Source organism: Pseudomonas sp. RC10 (assembly GCF_038397775.1).
In the GTDB taxonomy this organism is placed as follows: domain Bacteria; phylum Pseudomonadota; class Gammaproteobacteria; order Pseudomonadales; family Pseudomonadaceae; genus Aquipseudomonas; species Aquipseudomonas bambusae.
The window spans coordinates 4,144,970-4,168,125 of sequence record NZ_CP151650.1; the positions used below are offsets into that span (position 1 = coordinate 4,144,970).

The following is a 23,156-nucleotide window of genomic DNA, read 5'->3' on the forward strand; positions in this document are numbered from 1 at the left end:
ATCTGAACAAAAGGCCCGGCGATATCGACGGTTGGCGGGTTGCTCTCTATAACGTCTGCTGTATCGGAGACATTTCGGCCACACAAACCGGCGAATATGACACTATATAGCCACTATTTTTTTACGGGTTATCGCCACCTCATGGCCAATCAGCCCGTTTTGGTTTTTTCACGATGAAAGCCGCAGCCCTATGCTTCTGAACGATCCCGTCACCCTGCTGTTGATCATCATCCCGTTCGGACTCATGACCACGCTGATGCTGTGCCTGTCCTACGTCGGCACCAGCCGTCACCGCGCGCCGCTGCACTGGTGGATTGCCGGGGATCTGGTGCTGGCGGCCTATCGCGCGGTCGACCTGATGCAACCCGGGGTCATTCCCCAAGGCCCCGACTGGCTGGGCATTCTCACGCCAGAAACCGCCTTTATCGCCAACACTGCAGGGCTGTTGCTGGCCATCGGTTGCCACACCCTGGCGCTGCATCAACTGGCCGAACGTGCCCACGGTGTCGCGTGGCACCTGCGAATGCTGCTCACGCCGGTGTTGCTGTACGGCATCGGCGCCAGCGTACTGCTGCGCAACGATTACATGCTGTCGTGGTTTTTCCTGTTTTGCGTGCTGACCATCGGCGTGCAGTTCTACGTGACCTTGCCGTTGAGAACACGCTTTCGTGGGGCCTGGGCATTGCTTGCCGGGCACGTCGCGCTGCTGATCTTTCATGCCCATTCCGCGATTACGCTGGCCGTCGATCCCCCGCCGCCCTTGACCTTCGATGAACCGGACATGTTCTCGCTGCCTGCGCTGGCGATGGATTTCATGGTCTCGTTCCTGTTTACGCTGAGCTTCGCCCTGATGTTGCAGGAGCAATTGCGCCAGCAGGTCGTGCAATTGAGCATCACCGACACCCTGACCGGCGCCCTGAACCGACGCGGCGCGGTGGCGAGCATTCTTCATCAGGAGCGTCGTCAGAAAGGGCCGCAACGCTACCCACTGGCCGTGGCGATGATCGATCTGGACAACTTCAAGCGCATCAACGACCAGTACGGGCATGCAATGGGGGATTCGGCCCTGCAAGCCTTCGCCAGCACCGTGACCCGATTGATGCGCAAAGAGGACGTGTTCGTGCGTTGGGGCGGCGAGGAGTTTTTGTTGGTGTTTCCCGGCACCGATGTGCAACAGGCGCAGATGTTCATGAAGCGTTTGCGCGATGCGCTGGACCCGCCGACGGGAGAATCGACGCTGCCGTTTCCGATTGGCTTCAGCGCAGGACTGGCTCAGACCTCGACGTTGAACAGCCGGGAAGATTTCGAAGCCCTGTTGCGCTCGGTGGACAAGGCGCTGTACAGGGCCAAGCAGGTGCGCGGGCGGGTTGAGGTGGTCGAGGCAATGGATTTGTGAAGCGTGGCGGATACCGGACCCAACCTGTGGGAGCGAATTCATTCGCGAGACATGGGCACTGCTCCACATAGCCAGCGCCAGACACGCCGTCTCGCGAATGAATTCGCTCCTACAGAGGACCCGGGATGCCATGGATTGCAGCGTAGGGCCTGATGACTTAGCGCGGGACCATCTGCATCCCCAGGTACAACCTCAACAACTCATCGGTCCGGTACGGGTCACACCCGCTCACCTCGGCAATTTTCTCCAGCCGATAGCGCAGGCTGTTGCGATGAATTCCCAAAGCATCGGCGCAGGCCTGGCTTTCGCCGCTGTAATCGAACCAGGCGCGGAGGGTGTCGAGCAGTTGGCCGTTACCCTGCAAACGCAGCACCGGTTCGGCGATTTCCTCGGCCAGCCAGTCATGGCGATTGCGCCAGAACAGCACCGCCAGCCGATGATTCGCCAACCTCAACAGCCGGTGTTGCGGTTGAACGTGACGGGCGTAATCCAGCAGATCGCGGGCGGCCGTGCAGGCGTGGCGTAAAGAGGTCAGGTCTGACGACGGCTCGACCGTGGCCATGCGCGACACCGGCCAACCCTGCTCGTCGAACTGCTCCAGCAGCAAGGCATCATCGCGATCCTTGCCCGCCGCACGACACCAATACACCAGGCTCGGCTCGCACGACACACACCAACTGTTGGCGTAACGTCCGTTCAACCAGGCCGCCAATGGCCCCGCATAGCCCGCACCGTCAGGCAGTTCGATCAACACCGCCTGACGCGGCAATTGCGGCTGCAAACCCAATTGCTCCGCTTCATCCACCAGATGCCCGGTGCTGTCCCCCAACAAGAGCCGAGCCAGCAAATCCTCACTGCGCTGATGCCGCCACTGCTGGTCGGCCTGCTGACGACGGTGCTCCATGAGCATTTCCGCCGTCATCTTCACCAGCTCGGCATAGACCCGCACCTGATCCGGCTCCCCCGTGATGCCCAGCACCCCCACCAGCTTCTGGTCCAGCATCAACGGCAGGTTCACCCCCGGCCGCACCCCGTCCAATTGCCTGGCCGTGTGCGCATCGATTTCCACCACCCGACGATTGGCCAGCACCAACTGCGCGCCCTCATGCCGCGTGTACAACCGCTCCGCCTCACCGCTGCCGATGATGATGCCGAGGTAATCCATCACATTGACGTTGCAAGGCAAAATCGCCATCGCCCGATCAACGATGTCCTGGGCCAGCGCGTGATCAAGGGCGAACATGGGGCACTTCCGGGGAGCGAGGCAGTCGATGGGTCATACACATCACGCATTATTTTTGTGGGTGGTGGGAGTCTGCCTGAATCTTGGAGGGAGTGCGATTGACCGCTAGCATGACGCACCGACTATAAGTAATATCCACATCAGACTTATGGAAGTCTTATAAAGGACGCATTGCATGGACAAGGAAAGCCGTGAAACAGCTTCTGAAACTCCATCCGCACCATCAAGTGCACGTCAGGGGTGCCGTTGGTCGACTTGAAGCCATGCCAAACGTGGCCAATGTGAAATCTCTGACTCATCACGCTTACGGATTTTGATTGCGGGTCGGGGATTACCGGGTTCTTTTCGATTGGGACAGCGGTATCAGGATCGTCAGTGTTCAGGAGGTCAGGAAACGCGATGAGCGCACCTACTAGTAACGTCCAAATTATCAATGGCCCTGACGGCAAGCCGGCGTTTGTGGTCATCCCCTACCATGAATATGTGAGTCAGCACGGCGACAGCGATCTGATCCCTCACGAAGTCGTCAGCTTGATGGTCGACGGTGCAACGCCGATTCGGGCATGGCGCGAGTACCTTGACCTTACCCAGGAAGAGGTCGCCAGCCGCCTGGGCATTTCTCAATCGGCTTTCGCTCAACAGGAGTCCGTGGCGCGCCCCCGCAAGGTAACGCGTGAAAAAATTGCCCGCGCATTCGGCATTCGTCCGGATCAGCTCGATATCTGACACCCACCATGCGAGACGCCACTTTGCCCCTGTCCCGCCTCGCCCTGTTCCTTCTTCCCCTGCTGACCCTGCCCGCCTGCGCGTCCACCGAGGTGCCGTTGGGTCAGTCGAGTTTTGCCGAGTATCGCCAACAGACCCTGGCCTGGCTTCAGCAGAACCGCACCTTTCAAACCGATGATCACGCTGCCGAGCTGGAGTGGAACGCGCCCCGTGAATGGCGGCCTGTGGGGGTGGTGAAACGCGGGATTCTGTTGGTGCATGGGCTGGGGGATTCGCCCTGGTCGTTCAATGATGTGGGGCAGGCGCTGGCCGATCAGGGCTTTCTGGTGCGCACGGTGTTGTTGCCGGGGCACGGCAGCAAGCCGTCGGACATGCTCGATGTGACGCTCAAGCAATGGCAGCAGGTGGTGCGCGAACAGACGCTGATTCTGCGTCGCGAGGTGCCGACGGTGTATCTGGGGGGCTTTTCCACCGGGGCCAATCTGGTGCTGGATTATGCCTATGCGCATGCGGACGTTGCCGGACTGGTGCTGTTTTCTCCTGCGTTTCGCCCGGAAAACACTTACGCCTGGGTGACGCAGTACATCGGCTGGTTCCGGCCTTGGCTGGCGAAGCCCGACGATGGCGTCCGACCGATGCAGACGCCGGTTCGTTATCTGAATGTGCCCACCAATGGGTTCGCCCAGTTCTACCGCAGCGCTTTGCTGGCGCAGGACCGTATTCAAGAGCGGCCTTACGACAAGCCGGTGTTCGTTGCGATCACGCAGCACGACTCGGTGCTCGACACGGCGTATGTGCTGGACACGTTCAATGCGCGATTCAGCCATCCGGACAGCCGCTTGATCTGGTACGGGGATCAACCGGCGAACGCCGCCCAATCGCCGCGCGTGCTGGTGCGCACTGACTACCTGCCAGAGTTTCGCATTGCCCAGTTTTCCCATATGGGGCTGCTGTTCTCGCCGGAAAATCCGTTGTATGGGCAGGATGGGCGTCAGCGGATTTGCTGGAACGGGCAGGAAGCGGCGGACATGCAAAAGTGTTTGAAAGGTGATGCGGTGTGGTACTCGGACTGGGGGCATCGCGAGCCGGGCAAGGTGTTTGCGCGGTTGACGTTCAACCCGTATTTCCAGTGGCAGATGGGCGTGATGATGGGGGTGTTGCAGTCAGCTCATTAGGGTCGGATGCGGTATCCCTGTGGGAGCGAATTCATTCGCGAAAGGATTGGGCAGGCGACAGATACGTGTCGGATGTACCGCCATTTCGCGAATGAATTCGCTCCCACAGTTAAGTCGGTGTCAGGGCGCGCATTTCACGGTGACACAAGACTTGGGGGGGACCTGCTGGCTACCGAGCCTTTCACTCCCCCGGCGCCAGCCGCTCTCGGCTGTTGCTCAAATGGGTCAGCATCGCGGCGCGGGCGGCGTCGGGGTCCTGGCGGCGGATGGCGGCGAGGATGGCTTCGTGCTCCAGATTCGCCAGATAGGCATGGTTCGTCAGGCTGGTGCCAGCCCGTTCGCTGGTGGCGATGCGGCTGCGGGGGATGACGGCGTTGCCCAGGTTCTGCAGGATCTCGACGAAGTACGGATTGCCCGTCGCTTCGGCAATCAGCAGGTGAAAGCGGCGGTCCGCCTCCACGCAGCTGTCTTCCTTGGCCAGCAGGTCCTGATAGTCATCCAGTGCCAAACGCATGGCCGACAGCTGTTCCTGGGATCGCCGCTGAGCCGCCAGCGCGACGGCCTGGGTTTCAAGGCCCAGCCGCAGTTCGATGATGTGACGCACGCTGAACGCGGTCTCGACGTTCAAACGCATGCCGCTCTGCTCGGTGCGTTGCAGCACGAACGTGCCCTTGCCTTGATGGGTCTCCACCAGCCCTGACGCCTGCAACTTGGAAATCGCTTCCCGCACCACGGTCCGGCTCACCCCGTGCTGACGCACGATTTCACTCTCGGACGGCAGCTTTTCCCCCGGCGCGATGCTGCCCATGAGAATCCGCTGACTGAGGTCTGTGACCAGGTCCGTGGCCAGGTTGTGCTGCCGTCGTTTGGGAAGCGTTTGAGCGGGTGTTTGCATGGAGGTTGTCCTGACAGTGGCCTCGAATGATGGAGTATCTGCCCTGATTGCACTTGTCTTTTTTCAACCCGACAGACCGGAACGAGTGATCGCCACGCACCTCGCCCGTCTTGAGAAAATCCCGTGAGAATCCCTGTGGAACAGGCCACTCGACGGCTTGACCAGACTCGTCCAACTTGTCGTACAAGCAAGCCTATGACACCGAAATATTTCCCGCAAGCCCTTGAAAACCGCTTGCGGAGATAACGCGTACTTGTATGATGACTAACAACAAGGCGCGCACACCTTGTCACACACATACGAAAGCCCCGCATAAAAATAATCAGTGGGAGTCAACAGAGTGAACACACCCTCATCACGAGTGGATGACGTCAACGATTCCGTCTTGCAATCGGCGGTTTCCAAAGTCAAACGTCATATCCTGCCGCTGTTCGTCATCATGTTCATCGTCAACTACATCGACCGGGTCAACATCGGTTTCGTCCGCAGTCACATGGAACACGACCTCGGCATCGGCGCAGCCGCCTACGGTTTCGGCGCTGGCCTGTTCTTCGTCGCCTACGCGCTGTTCGAAGTCCCCTCCAACATCCTCATGCAGAAAGTCGGCGCCCGCCTCTGGCTGACCCGCATCATGTTCACGTGGGGCCTGGTCGCGGCTGGCATGGCCTTCATTCAAAACGAAACCCACTTCTACATCCTGCGCTTCCTGCTGGGCGTGGCCGAAGCCGGTTTCTTTCCGGGGGTGATCTACTACTTCACCCGCTGGCTGCCGGGCGTCGAGCGCGGCAAGGCCATCGCCATCTTTCTCAGCGGCTCGGCGTTTGCCTCGCTGATCTCTGGCCCGCTGTCCGGCATGCTCCTGCAAATCGAGGGCCTGGGCATGCACGGCTGGCAGTGGATGTACCTCATTGAAGGCCTGTTCTCCGTTGCACTGTGCGTGTTCGTCTGGTTCTGGCTGGATTCGAAACCCCAGGACGCCAAGTGGATGACCCAGGCGGAAAAAGATGCGCTGACCGAAACCATCGACGCCGAACAGCGCGCCCGTGAAGCCGCCAGCCCGGTGAAGCTGTCTATCGGCCAGTTGCTGAAAGACCCGCAAATCATCCTGTTCTGCCTGATGTACTTCTTCATTCAATTGACGATCTACGCAGCGACGTTTTGGCTGCCGAGCATCATCAAGAAGATGGGCAACATGAGCGACTTCCAGGTCGGCCTGTACAACTCGATCCCGTGGTTCATCGCCATCGTCTGCATGTACGGCTTCGCCAGCCTCTCGGCGAAGTGGAAGCACCAGCAGGCCTGGGTCGCCGCGGCGCTGCTGATCGCGGCTGCCGGGATGTTCATGTCCACCACGGGCGGTCCAGTGTTCGCCTTCGTTGCCATCTGCTTCGCGGCGATGGGTTTCAAATCGGCCTCGTCGCTGTTCTGGCCGATCCCGCAAGGCTATCTCGACGCCCGCATCGCCGCTGGCGTGATCGCCCTGATCAACTCGGTGGGCAACCTCGGCGGCTTCGTTGCACCGACCGCGTTCGGCATCCTCGAACAACAGACCGGCTCGATTCAGGGTGGGCTGTATGGCCTGACCGCCACGTCGATCATCGCCGCAATCCTGGTGTTCAGCGTGCGCACGACACCGAAACCCGGCGCGGCGCCCGTCACCGCAGGGTCAAAACCCGACGCCACGCCCAGCCATTCGTAACGACTTGAACCCCGATTCAACGGCGCCCGCGCGGCGCCCTGTACAACCAAGGATTTCGCCATGACGACACAGACTTCCGGCAGCACCCCCGTTATCACCGACATGCAGGTCATCCCGGTCGCGGGCCACGACGACATGCTGCTCAACCTGAGCGGCGCCCATGGTCCGTATTTCACGCGCAACATCGTGATCCTGAAAGACAACGCGGGTCACACCGGCGTCGGTGAAATCCCCGGCGGCGAAAAGATCCGTCAGACCCTGGAAGACGCCCGCGCCCTGGTGGTCGGCAGCACCATCGGCAACTACCAGAAGATTTTGAACGACGTGCGCCGCACCTTCGCCGAGCGCGATTCAGGCGGTCGCGGCCTGCAAACCTTCGACCTGCGCATCACCATTCACGCGGTCACCGGCATCGAAGCCGCTGTGCTCGACCTGCTCGGTCAACACCTGGAAGTGCCGGTCGCGGCCCTGCTCGGCGAAGGCCAGCAGCGTGACGAAGTGAAGATGCTTGGCTACCTGTTCTACGTCGGCGACCAGAAGAAAACCAACCTGCCCTACCGCACTGAAGAAGACGCCGACAACGACTGGTTCCGCGTGCGTCATGAAGAAGCCCTGACCCCGGAGCGCGTGGTGCGTCTGGCGGAAGCGGCGTTCGAGCGTTATGGCTTCGAAGACTTCAAGCTCAAGGGCGGCGCCCTGAGCGGCGACGCGGAAATCGAGGCGGTCACTGCGCTGGCCGAGCGTTTCCCGAAAGCCCGCATCACCCTCGACCCGAACGGCGCCTGGTCGCTGAAAGAAGCCATCCGCCTGTGCCGCGATCAGCACAAGGTGCTGGCCTACGCCGAAGACCCGTGCGGTGCCGAAAACGGCTACTCGGGCCGTGAAGTGATGGCTGAGTTCCGCCGCGCCACCGGTCTGCGCACCGCCACCAACATGATCGCCACCGACTGGCGTGAAATGGGCCATGCGATCCAGCTGCAATCGGTGGACATCCCGCTGGCCGACCCGCACTTCTGGACCATGCAGGGTTCAGTGCGCGTGGCGCAGATGTGCAACGAGTGGGGCCTGACGTGGGGCTCGCATTCCAACAACCACTTCGACATTTCCCTGGCGATGTTCACCCACGCGGCCGCAGCGGCGCCGGGCAACATCACCGCCATCGACACCCACTGGATCTGGCAGGACGGCCAGCGCCTGACCAAAGCCCCGCTGCAGATCATCGGCGGCAACGTGCAGGTGCCGAAGAAACCGGGGCTGGGGGTCGAGATCGACATGGACCAGGTGGCCAAGGCCCACGAGCTGTACAAAGGCATGGGCCTCGGTGCGCGGGACGACAGCGTTGCGATGCAATTCCTGATTCCGAACTGGAAGTTCGACAATAAGCAGCCTTGCCTGGTCCGTTAACACGGGCTCGCAACGCTGCCTGAAACAGAACCACGTTAACTGCCATATGGCGACCGGCGCGTAACCCCTTGCGCGCCGTTTTTCTTCATCCGCTCCACCGTTCATGGCGTGCTAAGGTTCCAGCATCTCACTGCCGTGAAGCCGTCCATGTCCCATCTGACCCAGACCCACCCTCGCCTGACCATCGCCATCGCTTTCGGTGCTGTCGCGGGCATCGTTGCCGCCTTCATCGCCCCTGCCATCACTGTCACCAGCAAATGCCTGATCGCCTGGAACGTCGCCGGTTGGGTGTACATGCTGCTGATCATGATCCGCACGTTCAAATCCAACGCCGAAGCCGTGCGACGCATCGCCGAAGTCGAGGATGAAAACGCTGGCTGGGTGCTGGTGATGGTCTGTGTGGCGGCGATTGCCAGCCTGGCCGCCATCGTGCTGGAACTGGCCGGGATCAAGGACATGTCTTCCAGCGACAAAGCACTGCATTACGCGTTTACCGGGTTCACCATCGTCGGGTCGTGGCTGTTGATCGGGGTGATTTTCAGCCTGCATTACGCCCGGATGTTTTACACCTGGAACGGCGACGACGCGGCGCTGCGGTTTGCCGACGGTGAGCAGAACCCGGATTACTGGGACTTCCTGTACTTCTCGTTCACCATCAGTGTGGCGGTGCAGACGTCCGACGTGGGCGTGGCGACCCGAAATTTGCGCAAGGTGGTGCTGGCGCAGTCGTTGATCGGGTTTCTGTTCAACACGTCGATATTGGGGTTTTCGATCAACATCGCGGCGGGGTTGTTTAATTGATGACAGGACCGACACCGCCCCCTTGTGGGAGCCGGCTTGCTGGCGAAAGCGGTGTGTCCATTTAACATCTGTCGTCTGACACACCGCATTCGCCAGCAAGCCGGCTCCCACAATTACCGTGCGCGTCTGAGGGTTTCACTCTGAATCCAGCAGGCGTATGTTGGCCTCCACAAATCCAATGTGCTCTTGAACGAGGCTTAACCGAAATGACTCAGGGTTCCGCGCTGAGAATTGCCGTGCTCGATGACTGGCAGTCCGTTGCCCAGAATGTGGTGGACTGGACCGTACTCAACCCGATTGGCGAGGTCAGCTTCCTCCACGACTTCCCCGCCGACACCGCGACCATGGTCGCGCGCCTCAACGACTTCAACGTGATTTGCGTGATGCGCGAACGCACGATTTTCGACGATGCCCTGCTCAGCCAGTTGCCCAACCTCAAGTTGCTGGTCACCGGCGGCATGCGCAACGCGGCGCTGGACCTCAAGGCCGCCGCGCGTCTGGGCATCACGGTGGTCGGCACCGAGAGCTATAAATACGCCGCCCCCGAGCTGACCTGGGCGCTGATCATGGGCGTCACCCGCAACATCGTCGACGAGGCCAACTCCCTGCGCGCGGGCAACTGGCAGATCGGCCTTGGCAGCGACCTGTATGGCAAGACTCTGGGGATTGTCGGCCTCGGCAGCATTGGCCAGAAGATCGCCCGCTACGCGTTGGCCTTCGACATGAAGGTCATTGCCTGGAGCGAAAACCTCACCGCCGAACGGGCCGCCGAACATGGCGTGACCTACGTCAGCAAAGAGGCATTGTTCGAGCAGTCGGACATCATCTCGGTCAACCTGGTGCTGAGTGATCGCAGCCGGGGTTTGGTGGACGCCGCTTCGCTGAACCGCATGAAGCCCACGGCCTATCTGGTCAACACGGCACGCGGGCCGATTGTCGATGAAGAGGCGCTGGTCGACGTGCTCAAGCAGAAGAAAATCGCCGGGGCGGGGCTGGACGTGTACGGCATCGAGCCGCTGCCCGCCGATCATCCGTTCCGCAGCCTGCCAAACCTGCTGGCGACGCCTCACGTCGGCTATGTCACGGAGAACAACTACCGGATGTTTTTCAGCCAGATGATCGAGGACATTCAGGCCTGGCACGCGGGTTCGCCGATTCGGGTGTTTGGCTGATGGCCGTCGCCCTCTCCCGGCCCCCTTCAGACCCTCGTGCCGCGCTGTTGGTCATCGACATGCAGTACGACTTCATGCCCGGTGGCGCGCTCGCAGTGGCCGAGGGTGATCAGTTGGTGCCGCTGATCAACCGCCTGGGCGCGCAGTTTCGCAACGTGGTGATCACGCAAGACTGGCACCCGGCCGAGCACATTTCGTTCGCGTCGAGCCATGCCGGGCGCGCACCGTTCGACAGCATCACCCTGCCTTACGGACCGCAAACGCTATGGCCGGATCATTGCGTTCAGGCCACGGGCGGCGCCGAACTGCACGCCGACCTCGACATTCCCCAAGCGCAGTTGATCCTGCGTAAAGGCTGCAACGCCGGGATCGACAGTTATTCGGCGTTCGTCGAGGCGGATCGCACGACCCAGACCGGGCTGGCGGGGTATTTGAAGGAGCGCGGGGTCGACAGCGTGTTCGTGGTCGGCCTGGCGCTGGACTTCTGCGTGGCGTGGTCGGCGCTGGATGCGCGGACGGCGGGGTTCAATACGTGGGTGATCGCTGACGCGTGCAAGGCGATCGACCTCGGCGGGTCGCTGGAAACGGCGTGGCAGGACCTGACGGCAGCGGGTGTGGTGCGGATTGATAGTGCTGATCTGACGGGCTGAACCGGATACCCGTCGCCTTCTCGCCAGGCTGGGGCTTGGCGTGCGCTGACGATTCTCTGTGGGAACGAATTCATTCGCGAAAGGTTGGTACAGCCTGCACATCTCCATCGCCTGTCCCACCTTCGCGAATGAATTCGCTCCCACAGTTAAACCTGCGTCAGGCCGCACATTTCGTGGCGATATCGAACCCCTGTGGGAGCGAATTCATTCGCGAGACGTAGGCATGGCCAATGGAGACATGCCGTCTGTACCGGCCTCTCGTCAGAATGCCGCCCAGAATGAATTCGCGCCTACAGGTCATGCGCCTTGCCGGCCTACTCGTTACCCAACGCAAACCGTTTCAACCCTTCCCCTTCCATCCGATACCGCACCCACTCGTCCTGCGGCTCGGCGCCAATCGATTTATAGAAATCGATCGCGGGCTGGTTCCAGTCCAGCACGCTCCATTCGAAACGACCGCATCCGGTGTCATGGGCGATCTTCGCCAGATGCCGCAGCAGTTGCTTGCCCGCGCCAATCCCGCGCTGGCTGGCAGACACGAACAGGTCTTCCAGGTACAGCCCCTTGCGGCCCTGCCACGTCGAGTAGCTGAGGAAATACACCGCAAAACCGATGGGCTGGTCGTCCAGCAGGCAAATCAGCGCCTTGGCCGGTGACGGCTCGTCAAACAGGCTGCGCTCGATGTCGGCGACGCTGGCCTTGACCTCGTGCTCGGCTTTTTCGTAGATCGCAAGCTCGGTGATGAAGCCCAGAATCACGGCCGCATCGGCGCGGGTGGCGTCTCGAATATGAAGGGTCACGGTGGGGTCTCCCGAATCAATGAAAAGGCCGCCGCGCAGGGGCGAACGACGGGGAGCGGATTGTGTCTCAACCAACAGCACGGCGCAGCAGGTACACCGAAAAAAACTGACCGTCTCCCTCAGCAAACCGCCAGACTACCCAAGAGAAGCAGCATGGACACTGAACAAGACGGCAAGACCCCCGGCCTTACCCCCGAGGAAGAACGCGACATCGACGAGAACCAGCCACCCCGCGCCGCCGTGCTGCACGAGACGATCCGCATGCAGGGCGATCAGGAGCTGGAGCGCAACGTCGCCGCGCTGTTCTGGTCGGCATTGGCCGCGGGCCTGACCATGGGCCTGTCGCTGATGGCCATGGGGCTGCTCAACTCGCGGCTGCCGGACGGCGAAGCGTTCAAGGTGATCGCCAGCGTTGGCTACAGCGCCGGGTTTCTTGCGGTGATCCTTGCCCGTCAGCAACTGTTCACTGAAAACACCCTGACGGCCGTGCTGCCGGTGATGAGCAAGCCGACGCTGAACAATTTCGGCCGTCTCCTGCGGCTCTGGAGTGTGGTGCTGGTGGGCAACTTGTGCGGCACGCTGCTGGTGGCGTACGTGATGCTGGAACTGCCGATTTTCGACACCAAGACCGACGCCGCCTTTCTGGACATCGGCCGCAAGGTGATGGAAAACGGCACCACGCAGATGTTCGCCAAGGGCATCGTCTCCGGCTGGATGATCGCCACCATGGTCTGGATGATCCCCTCCATGGAAAACGCCAAGATGTGGATCATCCTGATGATCACCTACCTGATGGCGCTGGGGGATTTCACCCACATCGTGGTCGGCTCGGCGGAGGTCTCGTACCTGGTGTTCGCCGGGGAATTGTCGTGGAAAGAGTTCTGGCTGGTGTTCGCCGGGCCGACCCTCGCGGGGAATATCATCGGCGGGAGCTTTATCTTCGCGCTGATCAGCCATGCGCAGATTCGAAGTGAGAGCGGGACGCCGAAGAAAGAACGTCGTCCCAAACAACCGCCGAAGGACAGCGCAAACCCCGAAGGCGCGTGAGAACCTTTGTAGGAGTGAGCTTGCTCGCGATAGCGGTGTGCCTGTGCCACATCTGTTGACCGATAACTCGCCTTCGCGAGCAAGCTCACTCCTACAGGGCCCGTGCAAGATGGCAGATCGGTGTACTTAAATAATTTTTAAGAAATACCGGCTACGTTTAAAGGCAAAATGCAAGTCTCCAGTCGCAACGTGGTTCAGGCACTCCAATGACCCGAATTCTGACAATCGAAGACGATGCCGTCACCGCCAAGGAAATCGTCGCCGAGTTAAGCAGCCATGGCCTCCAGGTGGATTGGGTCGACAATGGCCGTGAGGGGTTAGTGCGCGCCGTCAGCGGCGATTACGACCTCATCACCCTCGACCGCATGCTGCCCGAAGTAGACGGTCTGGCGATTGTCACCACCATGCGCGCCCTCGGCATTGCCACGCCGATCCTGATGATCAGCGCCTTGTCCGACGTCGATGAACGCGTCCGTGGCCTGCGCGCCGGGGGCGACGATTACCTCTCCAAACCTTTCGCTTCCGACGAAATGGCCGCTCGGGTCGAGGTCCTGCTGCGCCGCAGCAACCCCGTCACCCAGGCCGAAACCATGCTCAAGGTCGGCGATCTGGAGCTGAACCTGATCACCCGCGAAGCCAGCCGCGCCGGGCAGCCACTGAACCTGCTGCCCACCGAATACAAGCTGCTGGAATTCCTGATGCGCAACAACGGACAGATCATCACCCGCATGATGATTTTCGAGGAAGTCTGGGGTTATCACTTCGACCCCGGCACCAACCTCATTGATGTGCACATTGGTCGCTTGCGCAAGAAAATCGATCCCCCTACCCTGACGCCGCTTATACGTACCGTTCGAGGCTCAGGTTATGTCATTGCCGAACCCGTCTAAGGGCTGGCGCTCCTCCAGCAGCCGGCTGCTGGCGCTTTACAGTTTTCTGTTCGTGGCCTGGAGCAGCATCCTCATGGGGGTGCTGTACTGGGAAGTCACCAGTTACCTGAACAACCTCGCCCGCCACTCGTTGATGCAGCGCCAGCAACTGTTCTCGCGCTTCGAAGGCGTCCAACTGGACGACGCGCTGCACACCAGCGAGCGCTTCGACATCCGCACCGTCGACGCCTATGGCCTGTTCGACAAGGACCTCCAGCCCATCGCCGGGCCGATCCGCGAGATTCCTGAGGGCCTGAAGCTGACCGGTGAAATCCAGGAGCTGGACACCTGCATCGATTCCGACGACCCGAACCTGCCGCGCGCCAGTTGCGATGCCGTGGCCATTCACACGATGGACAACCGCTGGCTGGTGCTGGTCCGGGACAATGGTTCACTGTTCGCCGTGGCCACGCTCATCCTGCGTGCGTTGCTCTGGGGCGTCTCGCTGACGATCATCCCTGGCGCCTTGGGTTGGCACCTGCTGCGCCGTCGACCCTTGCGGCGTATCGGCGCGATTCAGGCCAGCGCCGAAGCCATCGTCATCGGCGACCTGACCAAGCGCCTGCCGGTCTCGGACCGTCGGGACGAGATCGACATGCTCGCCGATATTGTCAACGCCATGCTCGACCGCATCGAGCGGCTGATGAACGAGGTCAAAGGCGTCTGCGACAACATCGCCCACGACCTGCGCACCCCGCTGACCAGGCTGCGGGCGCAGCTGTACCGCATTCAGCAGCAATCCCCGGAACATTCGCCCCAGGGCGAACAGATGGCGCAAGTGATTGCCGATGCCGACACCCTGATGGCCCGTTTCCGGGGCTTGCTGCGCATTTCCGAGCTGGAAGACCATCAGCGCCGCTCCGCCTTCGGCCAACTCGATCCCGTGCCGCTGCTGCATGAGCTGTTCGATTTCTATCTGCCACTGGCCGAAGAAGGTCGCGTCTCACTGCACCTGAAAGTCGCGGAACGGCTGCCGCCGCTGGTGGGCGACCGGGCGCTGTTGTTCGAAGCGTTATCGAACCTGCTCAGCAACTCGATCAAATTCACCCCGGCCGGTGGCCAGGTGCTGATGATCGCCCGGGCCGAGGGCGACACCACGTTCATCGAAGTCCAGGACACCGGCCCCGGCATCCCCGACGCCGAACGCGAAGCGGTGTTCAAACGCTTCTACCGCAGCGAAACCGGCAACAACCACAGCGGCTTCGGCCTCGGCCTCTCCATCGTCGCCGCCATCGTCAACCTCCACGGCTTCAAACTGCGCATCGGCAACAGCCCCTCCGGCGGCGCGAGCCTGGTGCTGGAGTGTCGGCAGGTGACGGCGCTGGGCTGAAACGACAAAGCCGCCTTGAGGGGCGGCTTTGGTGTGCGGGATTCGGGTTACAGGTTGCGGGCCTTCTCAATGATCCGGTCCTGACGCTCCCAGGCTTTCTTCATGACTTCTTGGTAGACGCGCTCTTTCTCTTCGGAAGTGGCGTTGCGGACGAAGTCTGAAAGCGTGCGTTTGAAAGATGTATCTGTTTTTTCCGGCGAACTCATATTTTTCCCTCATTGGCGTTAAGCATCCTTGCCAGCGAAGTCTGATCATATTTTTCAGGGATATGATCGTCAATTCGCTGGATGTTCTCTCGGTACATTCGCGTGGTCCCGTTCTCATTCTTGATGAGGACATCCACGGTCACAGCATGCCCGAATTCAGTTTTGAGTCGATTAACGACCTCTCGAGCGCTGAAGTACTGCCTGATGAACTCATGCGGAGGAATGTTCCGACCTTCCACCTGCTCCCTTGCCGCCACAAACCTCCAAGCCAATTCAGGATCTTGGTAAACGTACAAAATCAGCACGAAACGTTGTTTGCGTAAGGATCTGCGAATGTTGCGCGCGACGACGTCAAAATTCGCCGATGTGCCATCCAACAAAAAGGACTGATTCTGCTTAAGCACCTGGTCATGGACTTTGTCCACCAGCACGGAAATCGCGCGCTGAAACAGGTAAGAATTGCCCCCGGTATAAGACGGAATTTCGCCTCTGAGAAGGTCTGGATCAATCCGCACCGTAGGGGTTTCAAATCGAGCGAGAAACTCCAGCGACGCCTCTGTTTTACCCGCACCCGGCGACCCGGCCATGAAAATGGACACGGGAAAATCATCGGGTGGAAAAAATGAAAGGCTCGTCAGCCTTCTTGCAATCTCCCGCCTGTTCGCCTTGGCAAATGCCACCGCCTCATCCGCAATCTGTTGTTCGGCTGAATCCATTTCCCCTACGTCCTTTCAATGAGTTGACCCATTTGATTGGCACGCAGTATTGGTAGGTTTACGGACCCTGCCTATCCGACGCAACACGCAGAAACAGGATGCGCTGCCGAGCATTCACGGATATGGGATAGCAGGAGGCCGTAGCGTTCAGGCTATAGAGATGCTGTGGATGTACCGGCCCCTTCGCGAATGAATTCGCTCCCACAGTGGAGGCCCGGACGGCTACAGGGGGTTGATGTCGATCGCGTAATCGTGTCGTGACGCAAAACCTGTAGGAGCGAATTCATTCGCGAAAGACGGTTCAGGCGGTGGAGATACTGCGGATGTACCCGCCCCTTCGCGAATGAATTCGCGCCCACAGGAAAAGCCCGGTGCGCCGGCGTGCTACACCGGGACGCTGTTGATCACATCACCCCGGCATGCACGTGAAGTCCCGGCTGCGACCGATCTGGTGCCCTTGGGAATCCTCAAGCTTCACCCGGTATTCCTCGCCCAGGCTCGACTCCACCAGTTTGTAATGCTCGCCCGCCTTGAACTGGTTGAAGCTGATCCCCGCTTCGCAATTCATCTGCCCGTCGTCGCCATTGCCGTCGACGATCAAATCCAAGTCCAGCGTGTGTGCCCCCGGCTTCACATCGAAATACCGGCCATCGTTCAGCCGCTTCCCGTCCAGGTCCTCGGCCATCAAGACCCCGGAAGGCTCTTCCTGCAACCCGATCCACGCCTCGGTGGGATCGGCTTTCGGCATAGGACCCGCACACGCAGACAGGACAGCCACCAGCCCCAGCATGGGCACGAGCAACAGTGATTTGGCGTTCATGACACAACCCTCATTGGAAAGAAAAAGTCCCTGTGGTGCAGGGTGAATTTCAACGATTAAAGGCTGCGCGCCGCCCGGATGAACCACAAATGAATCCCCCATGAAAGCTCCTTGTGCGCGGGACTAACGATTTGTTCATCTGGGCGAAAGCTGCCTGTTAGGTCCCGGCCCCAAGACTGCGCCCATTCGAATAGGAGGTTTCAGGCATGCTCGGGCTGGTCAGGACTGCATTGCTCAAGCCCTACACGTTTATCGTGTTGGCGATTTTCATCTGTATTGTCGGGCCGATGGCGGCGGTCAAGACGCCCACAGACGTGTTCCCCGACATCGGCATTCCGGTGGTGGCGGTGGTCTGGCAGTACGCGGGGCTGTCGCCGGACGCCATGGCCGGTCGGGTGATCTACACCTACGAGCGCTCGCTCAGCACCACGGTCAACGACATCGAGCACATCGAATCGCAATCCTTGCCCGGCATGGGCATCGTCAAGATTTTCTTCCAGCCCGGCGTGGACATTCGCACCGCCAACGCCCAGGTGACGGCGGTGTCACAAACCGTGCTCAAACAGATGCCCGCCGGGATCACGCCGCCGCTGATCCTCAACTACAGCGCCTCGACCGTGCCGATCCTGCAAATGGCCTTTTCCAGCCCGACCCTGTCGGAAGCGCGGATTCGCGACCTCGTGCAAAACAGCATTCGCCTGCCCCTCAGCGCCGTGCCGGGCCTCGCCATGCCAACGCCCATGGGCGGCAAGCAGCGGCAGATCACCCTCGACCTCGACCCGCAGGCACTCGCCGCCAAGGGCCTGTCGGCGCAGGACGTCGGCAACGCGCTGGCCGCTGGCAACCAGATCATTCCGGTGGGCACGGCGAAGATGGGCACCGACGAATACACGGTCCTGTTGAACAACAGCCCGCAGGCGATCAACGAGCTCAACGACCTGCCGATCAAGACCGTCGACGGCGCGCTGATCACCATCGGTCAAGTCGCTCACGTGCGGGACGGCTCGCCGCCGCAGACCAACATCGTCCGGGTCGATGGCCGTCGTGCGGTGCTGATGCCCGCGTTGAAAAACGGCAACATCTCGACCCTGTCGATCGTCGACGACATCCGCAACATGCTGCCGCTGATCAACGAAACCCTGCCGCCCGAGTTGAAAACCTCGCTGCTCGGTGATGCCTCGGTATTCGTAAAAGAGTCGGTGGGCAGCGTGGCGCGGGAAGGCATCATCGCCGCCCTGCTGACCAGCGTGATGATCCTGCTGTTCCTCGGCAGTTGGCGTTCGACGCTGATCATCGCCGCGTCGATTCCACTGGCCGTGCTGTCGGCCATCGCTCTGCTCTCGGTCACCGGGCAAACCCTCAATGTCATGACCCTCGGCGGGCTGGCGCTGGCGGTGGGGATTCTGGTGGACGACGCCACGGTGACCATCGAGAACATCAATTGGCACCTGGAACAAGGCAAGGCGGTGAAGGACGCGATCATGGACGGCGCGAAGCAAATCGTCGGCCCGGCGTTCGTCTCGCTGCTGTGCATCTGCATCGTGTTCGTGCCGATGTTCATGCTGCAGGGCATCGCCGGTTACCTTTTCCGGCCGATGGCGCTGGCAGTCATCTTCGCCATGGGCAGCTCGTTTCTGTTGTCGCGCACGCTGGTGCCGACGCTGGCGATGTTTCTGCTCAAGCCCCACGTGCTCGAAACCGGCCCCGGTCATCACCCGGAAGACGCCTTCATTAATCACCACGAGGGCGATCAGCACGGCCGTCAGCGCAACGTGATCCTGCGCGGCGCGCTGAGTTTTCAGCAAGGTTTCGAGAAACGCTTCTCGGCGATTCGCGACGTCTACCACGGGCTGCTGGGACTGGCACTGAAACGTCGCAAAGCATTTCTGCTGGGATTTCTCGCCTGCGTGCTGGCCAGCTTTGCGTTGTTGCCGAGTCTGGGGGAAGACTTCTTCCCGGCCACCGATGCAGGCGCCTTGTCGATGCACGTGCGCCTGCCGCTGGGCACGCGGATCGAGGAAAGCGCCGCCGACTTCGACCGCATCGAGCAGCGCATCCGCGAGATCATTCCCGGCGATGAGCTGGACACCGTGATCGACAACATCGGCATCCCGCTCAGCGGCATCGACATGGCCTACAGCAGCAGCGGCACCATCGGTCCGCAGGACGGCGACATTCAGGTCACCCTGAAAGAAGGCCACGCGCCCACTGCCGACTACGTCAAACGCCTGCGCGAAGCCCTGCCCCAGAGTTTCCCCGGCAGCCAGTTCGCCTTCCTGCCCGCCGACATCAGCAGCCAGATTCTCAACTTCGGTAACCCGGCCCCGCTGGACCTGAAAATTTCCGGGCCCAACGGCGACGCCAACCGTGATTACGCGCTGGAACTGCAACGCCGCCTGCAACACATTCCTGGCATCGCTGACCTGCGCATCCAGCAGTCCACGGGCTATCCGTCGCTGCAAGTGGATGTCAACCGGCTGCGCGCCAAGCAACTGGGCATCACCGAAAAAGACGTCACGACCAGCCTCGGCGCCTCATTGGCCGGGACCTCGCAAGTGGCGCCGACCTACTGGCTGAACCCGAAAAACGGCGTGTCCTATTCCGTGGTCGCCGCGACCCCGCAATACCGGCTGGACAGCCTGCCGACGTTGGAAGCCCTGCCGATCACCGGCAGCGACGGGCAGTCACAGATCCTCGGTGGCCTGGCAACGATCAAACGCGTGGACAGCCCCGCTGTGGTCACCCATTACAACATTCAGCCGACGCTGGACCTGTTCGCCAACGTTCAGGGCCGTGATCTCGGCGGTGTGGCCAAGGACGTGCAAAAGGTCATCGACGACATGGCGCACCTGCGGCCCAAAGGTGCGGTGGTCAGCCTGCACGGCCAGATCGACGCGCTGCACGAAGCCTTCAGCGGCTTGAGTTTCGGCCTGCTCGGCGCGGTGGTGCTGATCTATCTGCTGATCGTGATCAATTTCCAGTCGTGGATCGACCCCTTCGTGATCATCACGGCATTGCCAGCGGCACTGGCCGGGATCGTCTGGATGCTCTTCCTCAGCGGCACGTCGCTGTCGGTGCCGACGCTGACCGGGGCGATTTTGTGCATGGGCGTGGCGACGGCCAACTCGATTCTGGTCGTGAGTTTCTGCCGCGAGCGTCTGGCCGAACACGGCGACGCGCTGCTCGCCGCGCTGGAAGGCGGGTACACCCGCTTCCGCCCGGTGTGCATGACGGCTTTGGCAATGATCATCGGCATGCTGCCACTGGCCATTTCTCAGGAGCAGAACGCGCCGCTGGGCCGTGCCGTCATTGGCGGGTTGATCCTCGCCACCACCGCCACCCTGCTGTTCGTGCCCGTGGTGTTCAGCCTCGTGCACCGCCACTCGAAACCCATCTCTGCTATTACCCCCGCCAGCGCTACCGATGGAGAAACACCCCATGTCGTCTGAACACGCCCCTTCGCGCAAACGCCTGATGCTCACCGGCATCGGCGGCCTGACCCTGGCGGCACTTTTGGTCGCCAATGGCCTCGCCGCTCGCACCCGCCATGATCACGCCGTCGCGGACTGGACTGAAAGCCAGTCGGTGCCAGTGGTCACGGTGGTCTCGCCTTCGCAAAACGCCCAAGCCGACACGCTACAATTGCCCGCACGCCTCGACGCCTGGAGCAAAGCCTCGATCAATGCCCGGGTCAGCGGCTACCTGAAAGACTGGGCCGCCGACATCGGCACGCAGGTGCAGGCCGGTCAGGTGCTGGCCCACATCGACAGCCCCGAGCTGGATCAACAACTGGCGCAAACCCACGCGCACCTTGCCCAGCAACAGGCCCAGGCGCGCATCGCCCAGACCACCGCCGAGCGCTGGCAACACTTGCTCGCCACGCATTCGGTGTCGCAACAGGAAGTGGACGAGAAAGTCTCCGCCGCCACCGCTGCGAAGGCCGATGTGCAAGCGGCGGAGGCGGACTACCAGCGCCTCACCGACTTGGCCGCGTACAAGACGATTCGGGCGCCGTTCAGCGGCACGATCACCGCGCGTAACACCGACATCGGCCAGTTGATCAAGGCCGACGATGGCGGCGGCACCCCGTTGTTCAGCATGGCCGACACCCATCGACTGCGCCTCTATGTGCCGATTCCGCAGAACTACGCCAGCGTCATCCGCCCCGGCATGCAGGTGCAGCTCAGCGTTCCCGAGCACCCCGCACAAACCTACAAGGCGACCCTGCTCGGCGACTCCACCGCCGTCGATCCGCGCTCCGGCACGTTGCTGGCCCAGTTCGTGGCCAACAACCCCGATGGCGCGCTGCTGCCGGGTGATTACGCCGACGCGACCCTGCCCATTGCCGCAGGCAGCCATGGGATGAGCATCCCGGCGAGCGCACTGATTTTCCGCGCCAAAGGCACGCAGGTCGCGACCATGGACGGGGCCGGTCATGTGCACCTGCGCGACATTCACATCGCGATGGACCTTGGGGATCGGCTGGTGATTGACCAAGGCTTGCAAGCCTCCGACAAGGTCATCGACAACCCGCCCGATGCCCTCCGTGAAAACGACCCGGTGCAACTCGCGGACGCGGGAGGTGCCCATGCGCCCAAGGCTTAAGGGTCTGACCCTGGCGCTGGTTATCGCAGGCGCGTTAACGCTGCAAGGCTGCTCGCTGGCGCCGACCTACCACGCACCAGCGGTGCCGCTGCCTGAGCATTACAGGGAGGACGCAGGCCCGTGGCACCCGGCGCAGCCTGCGGATCAGTTGCAGGCCCAGTGGTGGCAGGTGTTCGGCGACAAACAGCTCGACGACCTGCAACAGCAACTGCTCAACGCCAACCCGGACCTGGCGGCCGCCCTCGCCCACTACGACGCGTCGGTGGCCTTCGCCAGCCAGTTGCATGCCGGGCTGTTTCCGCAGATCAACGCCAGCGTTGCGCCGGTGCGTCAGCGTCAGTCGGATCGAAGACCCTTGCGTGGCGATACCCAGCCCTCGGTCTATAACAGCGACACGGCCGGGTTCAGCCTGAGTTTCGACCCGGATCTGTGGGGCAAGATTCGCAATCAGGTGGCGGCGGGAGACGCGCAGGCCCAAGCTTCGGCGGACGACCTGGCCGTCGCCCGTCTCAGCCTGCAAAAGCAACTCGCGACCCTTTACGTGCAAGCGCGCGGACTGGACGCGCAGAGCCGAATTCTCAAGGCGTCGCTAGACGACTACACCCAGGCCCTGCAACTGACCCGAGACCGTTACGAAGGCAAGATCGCCTCGGAGCTTGACCTCTCCCGCGCCCAGAGCCAGTTGGCCGAAGCCCAGGCGCAACTGGACGATGTCAAAGCGCAAAGTGACCTGAGCGAACACGCCATCGCCGAGCTGGTGGGCGTCCTGCCGAGCGACTTCGCCCTGGTTCACGACGCTGAATCGTTGAAACAGCCGGACATCCCTCATGCCTTGCCCGGCAGCCTGTTGCAACAACGGCCTGACGTGGCGGCCGCAGAGCGTCGGGTGTTCGCAGCCAACGCCAACATCGGCGTCGCCAAAGCCGCGTGGTACCCGGATTTCAGCCTCACCGGCCTGCTCGGCGGGCAGACACAGGGCAGCGGCAATCTGCTGGCGGCGGCCAATCGTTATTGGGCACTGGGGCCGCTGGTGAACCTGCCGATCTTCGACGGCGGACGCCGCAACGCCAACGAGCGTCAGGCCAAGGCCGAGTTCGAAGGAGCCGCCGCGCAGTACCACAGCCAAGTGCTCAAGGCGGTGCGCGAAGTGGAAGATAACTTGGGCCAATTGCGGGATTTGCAGCAGGAATCCCAAGACCAGCAAGCCGCCGTCGACGCCGCCCACAGCGCCGAACAGATCGCGACCAACAGTTATGAAGCGGGGGCGCTGAATTATCTGGAAGTGGTGACCGCGCAGACCACCGCCTTGCAGGCGCAGCGGCGGTTGCAGGAAGTGGACACCAGCCGGTTGCAGGCCAGTGTCGGGTTGGCGGTGGCGTTGGGTGGAGGGTGGAGCAGTTCCTTTTCCAATGACTGACTCACCGCTTTCGTCCGACCGCGGCCCGAACCGTCGTAACCTCCGGCATCTCCTACAGGTTTTTGCGGTGCATCGAAATCTGGTGAACGCCGCCGAACCTGTGGGAGCTGCTGGAGGTTACGACA

Annotated in this window: 20 protein-coding genes and 1 pseudogene; 15 read left to right on the plus strand and 6 right to left on the minus strand. The window is 61.5% G+C overall.

The genetic code is table 11. From position 1 onward, the window contains the following. The first annotated feature begins 190 nt into the window (after window positions 1–190). The gene (locus AAEO81_RS18990; protein WP_341958524.1) at window positions 191–1,396 is read left to right on the plus strand and encodes a GGDEF domain-containing protein; all 1,206 of its coding nucleotides are present in this window, start codon (window positions 191–193) and stop codon (window positions 1,394–1,396) included. Between the two features lie 157 nt (window positions 1,397–1,553). Here AAEO81_RS18990 and AAEO81_RS18995 read toward each other — a convergent pair whose 3' ends face one another. Then, a complete protein-coding gene (locus AAEO81_RS18995) occupies window positions 1,554–2,639 on the minus strand; it encodes a sugar diacid recognition domain-containing protein (protein ID WP_341958525.1) in 1,086 nt (361 codons plus the stop codon). 170 nt (window positions 2,640–2,809) lie between these two features. Between AAEO81_RS18995 and AAEO81_RS19000 the strand changes: the two are divergent. From AAEO81_RS19000 to AAEO81_RS19010, 3 genes and pseudogenes are all read left to right on the plus strand, one after another. Next, window positions 2,810–3,055 (plus strand): annotated as a pseudogene (locus AAEO81_RS19000) (type II toxin-antitoxin system RelE/ParE family toxin). Then, the gene (locus AAEO81_RS19005) at window positions 3,039–3,365 is read left to right on the plus strand and encodes a helix-turn-helix transcriptional regulator (protein ID WP_341958526.1); all 327 of its coding nucleotides are present in this window, start codon (window positions 3,039–3,041) and stop codon (window positions 3,363–3,365) included. Before AAEO81_RS19000 ends, AAEO81_RS19005 begins: the two are co-directional and overlap by 17 nt. Window positions 3,366–3,388: 23 nt before the next feature. Then, the gene (locus AAEO81_RS19010) at window positions 3,389–4,540 is read left to right on the plus strand and encodes an alpha/beta fold hydrolase (protein WP_341964569.1); all 1,152 of its coding nucleotides are present in this window, start codon (window positions 3,389–3,391) and stop codon (window positions 4,538–4,540) included. Between the two features lie 181 nt (window positions 4,541–4,721). On the opposite strand, the gene AAEO81_RS19015 is transcribed toward AAEO81_RS19010, so the two are convergent. Next, the gene (locus AAEO81_RS19015; RefSeq protein ID WP_341958527.1) at window positions 4,722–5,435 is read right to left on the minus strand and encodes a FadR/GntR family transcriptional regulator; all 714 of its coding nucleotides are present in this window, start codon (window positions 5,433–5,435) and stop codon (window positions 4,722–4,724) included. 340 nt (window positions 5,436–5,775) lie between these two features. Between AAEO81_RS19015 and AAEO81_RS19020 the strand changes: the two genes are divergently transcribed. The 5 genes from AAEO81_RS19020 (at window position 5,776) to pncA (ending at window position 11,161) form a co-directional block, all read left to right on the plus strand. After that, entirely contained in the window at window positions 5,776–7,134 is a 1,359-nt protein-coding gene (locus tag AAEO81_RS19020; RefSeq protein WP_341958528.1) for an MFS transporter, read from the plus strand. Between the two features lie 60 nt (window positions 7,135–7,194). Next, window positions 7,195–8,538, plus strand: coding sequence for a glucarate dehydratase (gene gudD / locus AAEO81_RS19025; RefSeq protein WP_341958529.1), 1,344 nt, complete (start codon window positions 7,195–7,197; stop codon window positions 8,536–8,538). Window positions 8,539–8,685: 147 nt separating this feature from the next. Then, window positions 8,686–9,339 (plus strand): DUF1345 domain-containing protein, encoded by a 654-nt coding sequence (locus AAEO81_RS19030; protein ID WP_341958530.1) that lies wholly within the window; start codon window positions 8,686–8,688, stop codon window positions 9,337–9,339. Between the two features lie 206 nt (window positions 9,340–9,545). Next, on the plus strand, window positions 9,546–10,511 hold the full coding sequence (locus AAEO81_RS19035; RefSeq protein ID WP_341958531.1) for a D-2-hydroxyacid dehydrogenase family protein: 966 nt from the start codon (window positions 9,546–9,548) through the stop codon (window positions 10,509–10,511). Next, window positions 10,511–11,161, plus strand: coding sequence for a bifunctional nicotinamidase/pyrazinamidase (gene pncA, locus AAEO81_RS19040; protein ID WP_341958532.1), 651 nt, complete (start codon window positions 10,511–10,513; stop codon window positions 11,159–11,161). The genes AAEO81_RS19035 and pncA overlap by 1 nt, the downstream gene beginning before the upstream one ends. Window positions 11,162–11,475: 314 nt before the next feature. On the opposite strand, the gene AAEO81_RS19045 is transcribed toward pncA, so the two are convergent. Then, a complete protein-coding gene (locus AAEO81_RS19045; protein ID WP_341958533.1) occupies window positions 11,476–11,961 on the minus strand; it encodes a GNAT family N-acetyltransferase in 486 nt (161 codons plus the stop codon). Between the two features lie 153 nt (window positions 11,962–12,114). On the opposite strand from AAEO81_RS19045, the gene AAEO81_RS19050 reads away from it, so the two are divergent. The 3 genes from AAEO81_RS19050 (at window position 12,115) to AAEO81_RS19060 (ending at window position 15,267) form a co-directional block, all read left to right on the plus strand. Then, window positions 12,115–13,008, plus strand: a complete 894-nt coding sequence (locus AAEO81_RS19050) for a formate/nitrite transporter family protein (RefSeq protein WP_341958534.1) — start codon at window positions 12,115–12,117, stop codon at window positions 13,006–13,008. 206 nt (window positions 13,009–13,214) lie between these two features. Further along, on the plus strand, window positions 13,215–13,898 hold the full coding sequence (locus AAEO81_RS19055) for a response regulator transcription factor (RefSeq protein ID WP_166596829.1): 684 nt from the start codon (window positions 13,215–13,217) through the stop codon (window positions 13,896–13,898). Next, window positions 13,876–15,267: a HAMP domain-containing sensor histidine kinase gene (locus tag AAEO81_RS19060; protein WP_341958535.1), complete on the plus strand. Its 1,392-nt coding sequence runs from the start codon at window positions 13,876–13,878 to the stop codon at window positions 15,265–15,267. The genes AAEO81_RS19055 and AAEO81_RS19060 overlap by 23 nt, the downstream gene beginning before the upstream one ends. Window positions 15,268–15,314: 47 nt before the next feature. Here AAEO81_RS19060 and AAEO81_RS19065 read toward each other — a convergent pair whose 3' ends face one another. The 3 genes from AAEO81_RS19065 to AAEO81_RS19075 all read right to left on the minus strand — a co-directional run bounded on the left by AAEO81_RS19065 (window position 15,315) and on the right by AAEO81_RS19075 (window position 17,009). Then, window positions 15,315–15,473, minus strand: coding sequence for a hypothetical protein (locus AAEO81_RS19065; RefSeq protein WP_341958536.1), 159 nt, complete (start codon window positions 15,471–15,473; stop codon window positions 15,315–15,317). After that, window positions 15,470–16,189, minus strand: a complete 720-nt coding sequence (locus AAEO81_RS19070; RefSeq protein WP_341958537.1) for a zeta toxin family protein — start codon at window positions 16,187–16,189, stop codon at window positions 15,470–15,472. Before AAEO81_RS19070 ends, AAEO81_RS19065 begins: the two co-directional genes overlap by 4 nt. Window positions 16,190–16,598: 409 nt before the next feature. Next, on the minus strand, window positions 16,599–17,009 hold the full coding sequence (locus AAEO81_RS19075) for a hypothetical protein (RefSeq protein WP_341958538.1): 411 nt from the start codon (window positions 17,007–17,009) through the stop codon (window positions 16,599–16,601). A gap of 206 nt (window positions 17,010–17,215) precedes the next feature. Between AAEO81_RS19075 and AAEO81_RS19080 the strand changes: the two genes are divergently transcribed. Genes AAEO81_RS19080 through AAEO81_RS19090 form a run of 3 tightly spaced genes read left to right on the plus strand, consistent with a single transcriptional unit; the run spans window position 17,216 to window position 23,031 of the window. Continuing rightward, the gene (locus tag AAEO81_RS19080) at window positions 17,216–20,458 is read left to right on the plus strand and encodes an efflux RND transporter permease subunit (RefSeq protein WP_341958539.1); all 3,243 of its coding nucleotides are present in this window, start codon (window positions 17,216–17,218) and stop codon (window positions 20,456–20,458) included. Beyond that, window positions 20,448–21,614 (plus strand): efflux RND transporter periplasmic adaptor subunit, encoded by a 1,167-nt coding sequence (locus tag AAEO81_RS19085; RefSeq protein ID WP_341958540.1) that lies wholly within the window; start codon window positions 20,448–20,450, stop codon window positions 21,612–21,614. Before AAEO81_RS19080 ends, AAEO81_RS19085 begins: the two co-directional genes overlap by 11 nt. After that, entirely contained in the window at window positions 21,598–23,031 is a 1,434-nt protein-coding gene (locus tag AAEO81_RS19090; RefSeq protein ID WP_341958541.1) for an efflux transporter outer membrane subunit, read from the plus strand. Before AAEO81_RS19085 ends, AAEO81_RS19090 begins: the two co-directional genes overlap by 17 nt. Window positions 23,032–23,156 lie beyond the last annotated feature (125 nt).

What these genes read in the sequence shown, in the direction of transcription:
- AAEO81_RS19085 (WP_341958540.1), top strand. Translation starts at nt 20,448, where the DNA reads ATGTCGTCTGAACACGCCCCTTCGCGCAAACGCCTGATGCTCACCGGC.
- AAEO81_RS19035 (WP_341958531.1), top strand. Translation starts at nt 9,546, where the DNA reads ATGACTCAGGGTTCCGCGCTGAGAATTGCCGTGCTCGATGACTGGCAG.
- AAEO81_RS19030 (WP_341958530.1), top strand. Translation starts at nt 8,686, where the DNA reads ATGTCCCATCTGACCCAGACCCACCCTCGCCTGACCATCGCCATCGCT.
- AAEO81_RS19015 (WP_341958527.1), bottom strand. Translation starts at nt 5,435, where the DNA reads ATGCAAACACCCGCTCAAACGCTTCCCAAACGACGGCAGCACAACCTG.
- AAEO81_RS19090 (WP_341958541.1), top strand. Translation starts at nt 21,598, where the DNA reads ATGCGCCCAAGGCTTAAGGGTCTGACCCTGGCGCTGGTTATCGCAGGC.
- AAEO81_RS19070 (WP_341958537.1), bottom strand. Translation starts at nt 16,189, where the DNA reads ATGGATTCAGCCGAACAACAGATTGCGGATGAGGCGGTGGCATTTGCC.
- AAEO81_RS19075 (WP_341958538.1), bottom strand. Translation starts at nt 17,009, where the DNA reads ATGAACGCCAAATCACTGTTGCTCGTGCCCATGCTGGGGCTGGTGGCT.
- AAEO81_RS19065 (WP_341958536.1), bottom strand. Translation starts at nt 15,473, where the DNA reads ATGAGTTCGCCGGAAAAAACAGATACATCTTTCAAACGCACGCTTTCA.
- AAEO81_RS19080 (WP_341958539.1), top strand. Translation starts at nt 17,216, where the DNA reads ATGCTCGGGCTGGTCAGGACTGCATTGCTCAAGCCCTACACGTTTATC.
- AAEO81_RS19050 (WP_341958534.1), top strand. Translation starts at nt 12,115, where the DNA reads ATGGACACTGAACAAGACGGCAAGACCCCCGGCCTTACCCCCGAGGAA.
- gudD (WP_341958529.1), top strand. Translation starts at nt 7,195, where the DNA reads ATGACGACACAGACTTCCGGCAGCACCCCCGTTATCACCGACATGCAG.
- AAEO81_RS19005 (WP_341958526.1), top strand. Translation starts at nt 3,039, where the DNA reads ATGAGCGCACCTACTAGTAACGTCCAAATTATCAATGGCCCTGACGGC.
- AAEO81_RS19055 (WP_166596829.1), top strand. Translation starts at nt 13,215, where the DNA reads ATGACCCGAATTCTGACAATCGAAGACGATGCCGTCACCGCCAAGGAA.
- AAEO81_RS19060 (WP_341958535.1), top strand. Translation starts at nt 13,876, where the DNA reads ATGTCATTGCCGAACCCGTCTAAGGGCTGGCGCTCCTCCAGCAGCCGG.
- pncA (WP_341958532.1), top strand. Translation starts at nt 10,511, where the DNA reads ATGGCCGTCGCCCTCTCCCGGCCCCCTTCAGACCCTCGTGCCGCGCTG.
- AAEO81_RS18990 (WP_341958524.1), top strand. Translation starts at nt 191, where the DNA reads ATGCTTCTGAACGATCCCGTCACCCTGCTGTTGATCATCATCCCGTTC.
- AAEO81_RS18995 (WP_341958525.1), bottom strand. Translation starts at nt 2,639, where the DNA reads ATGTTCGCCCTTGATCACGCGCTGGCCCAGGACATCGTTGATCGGGCG.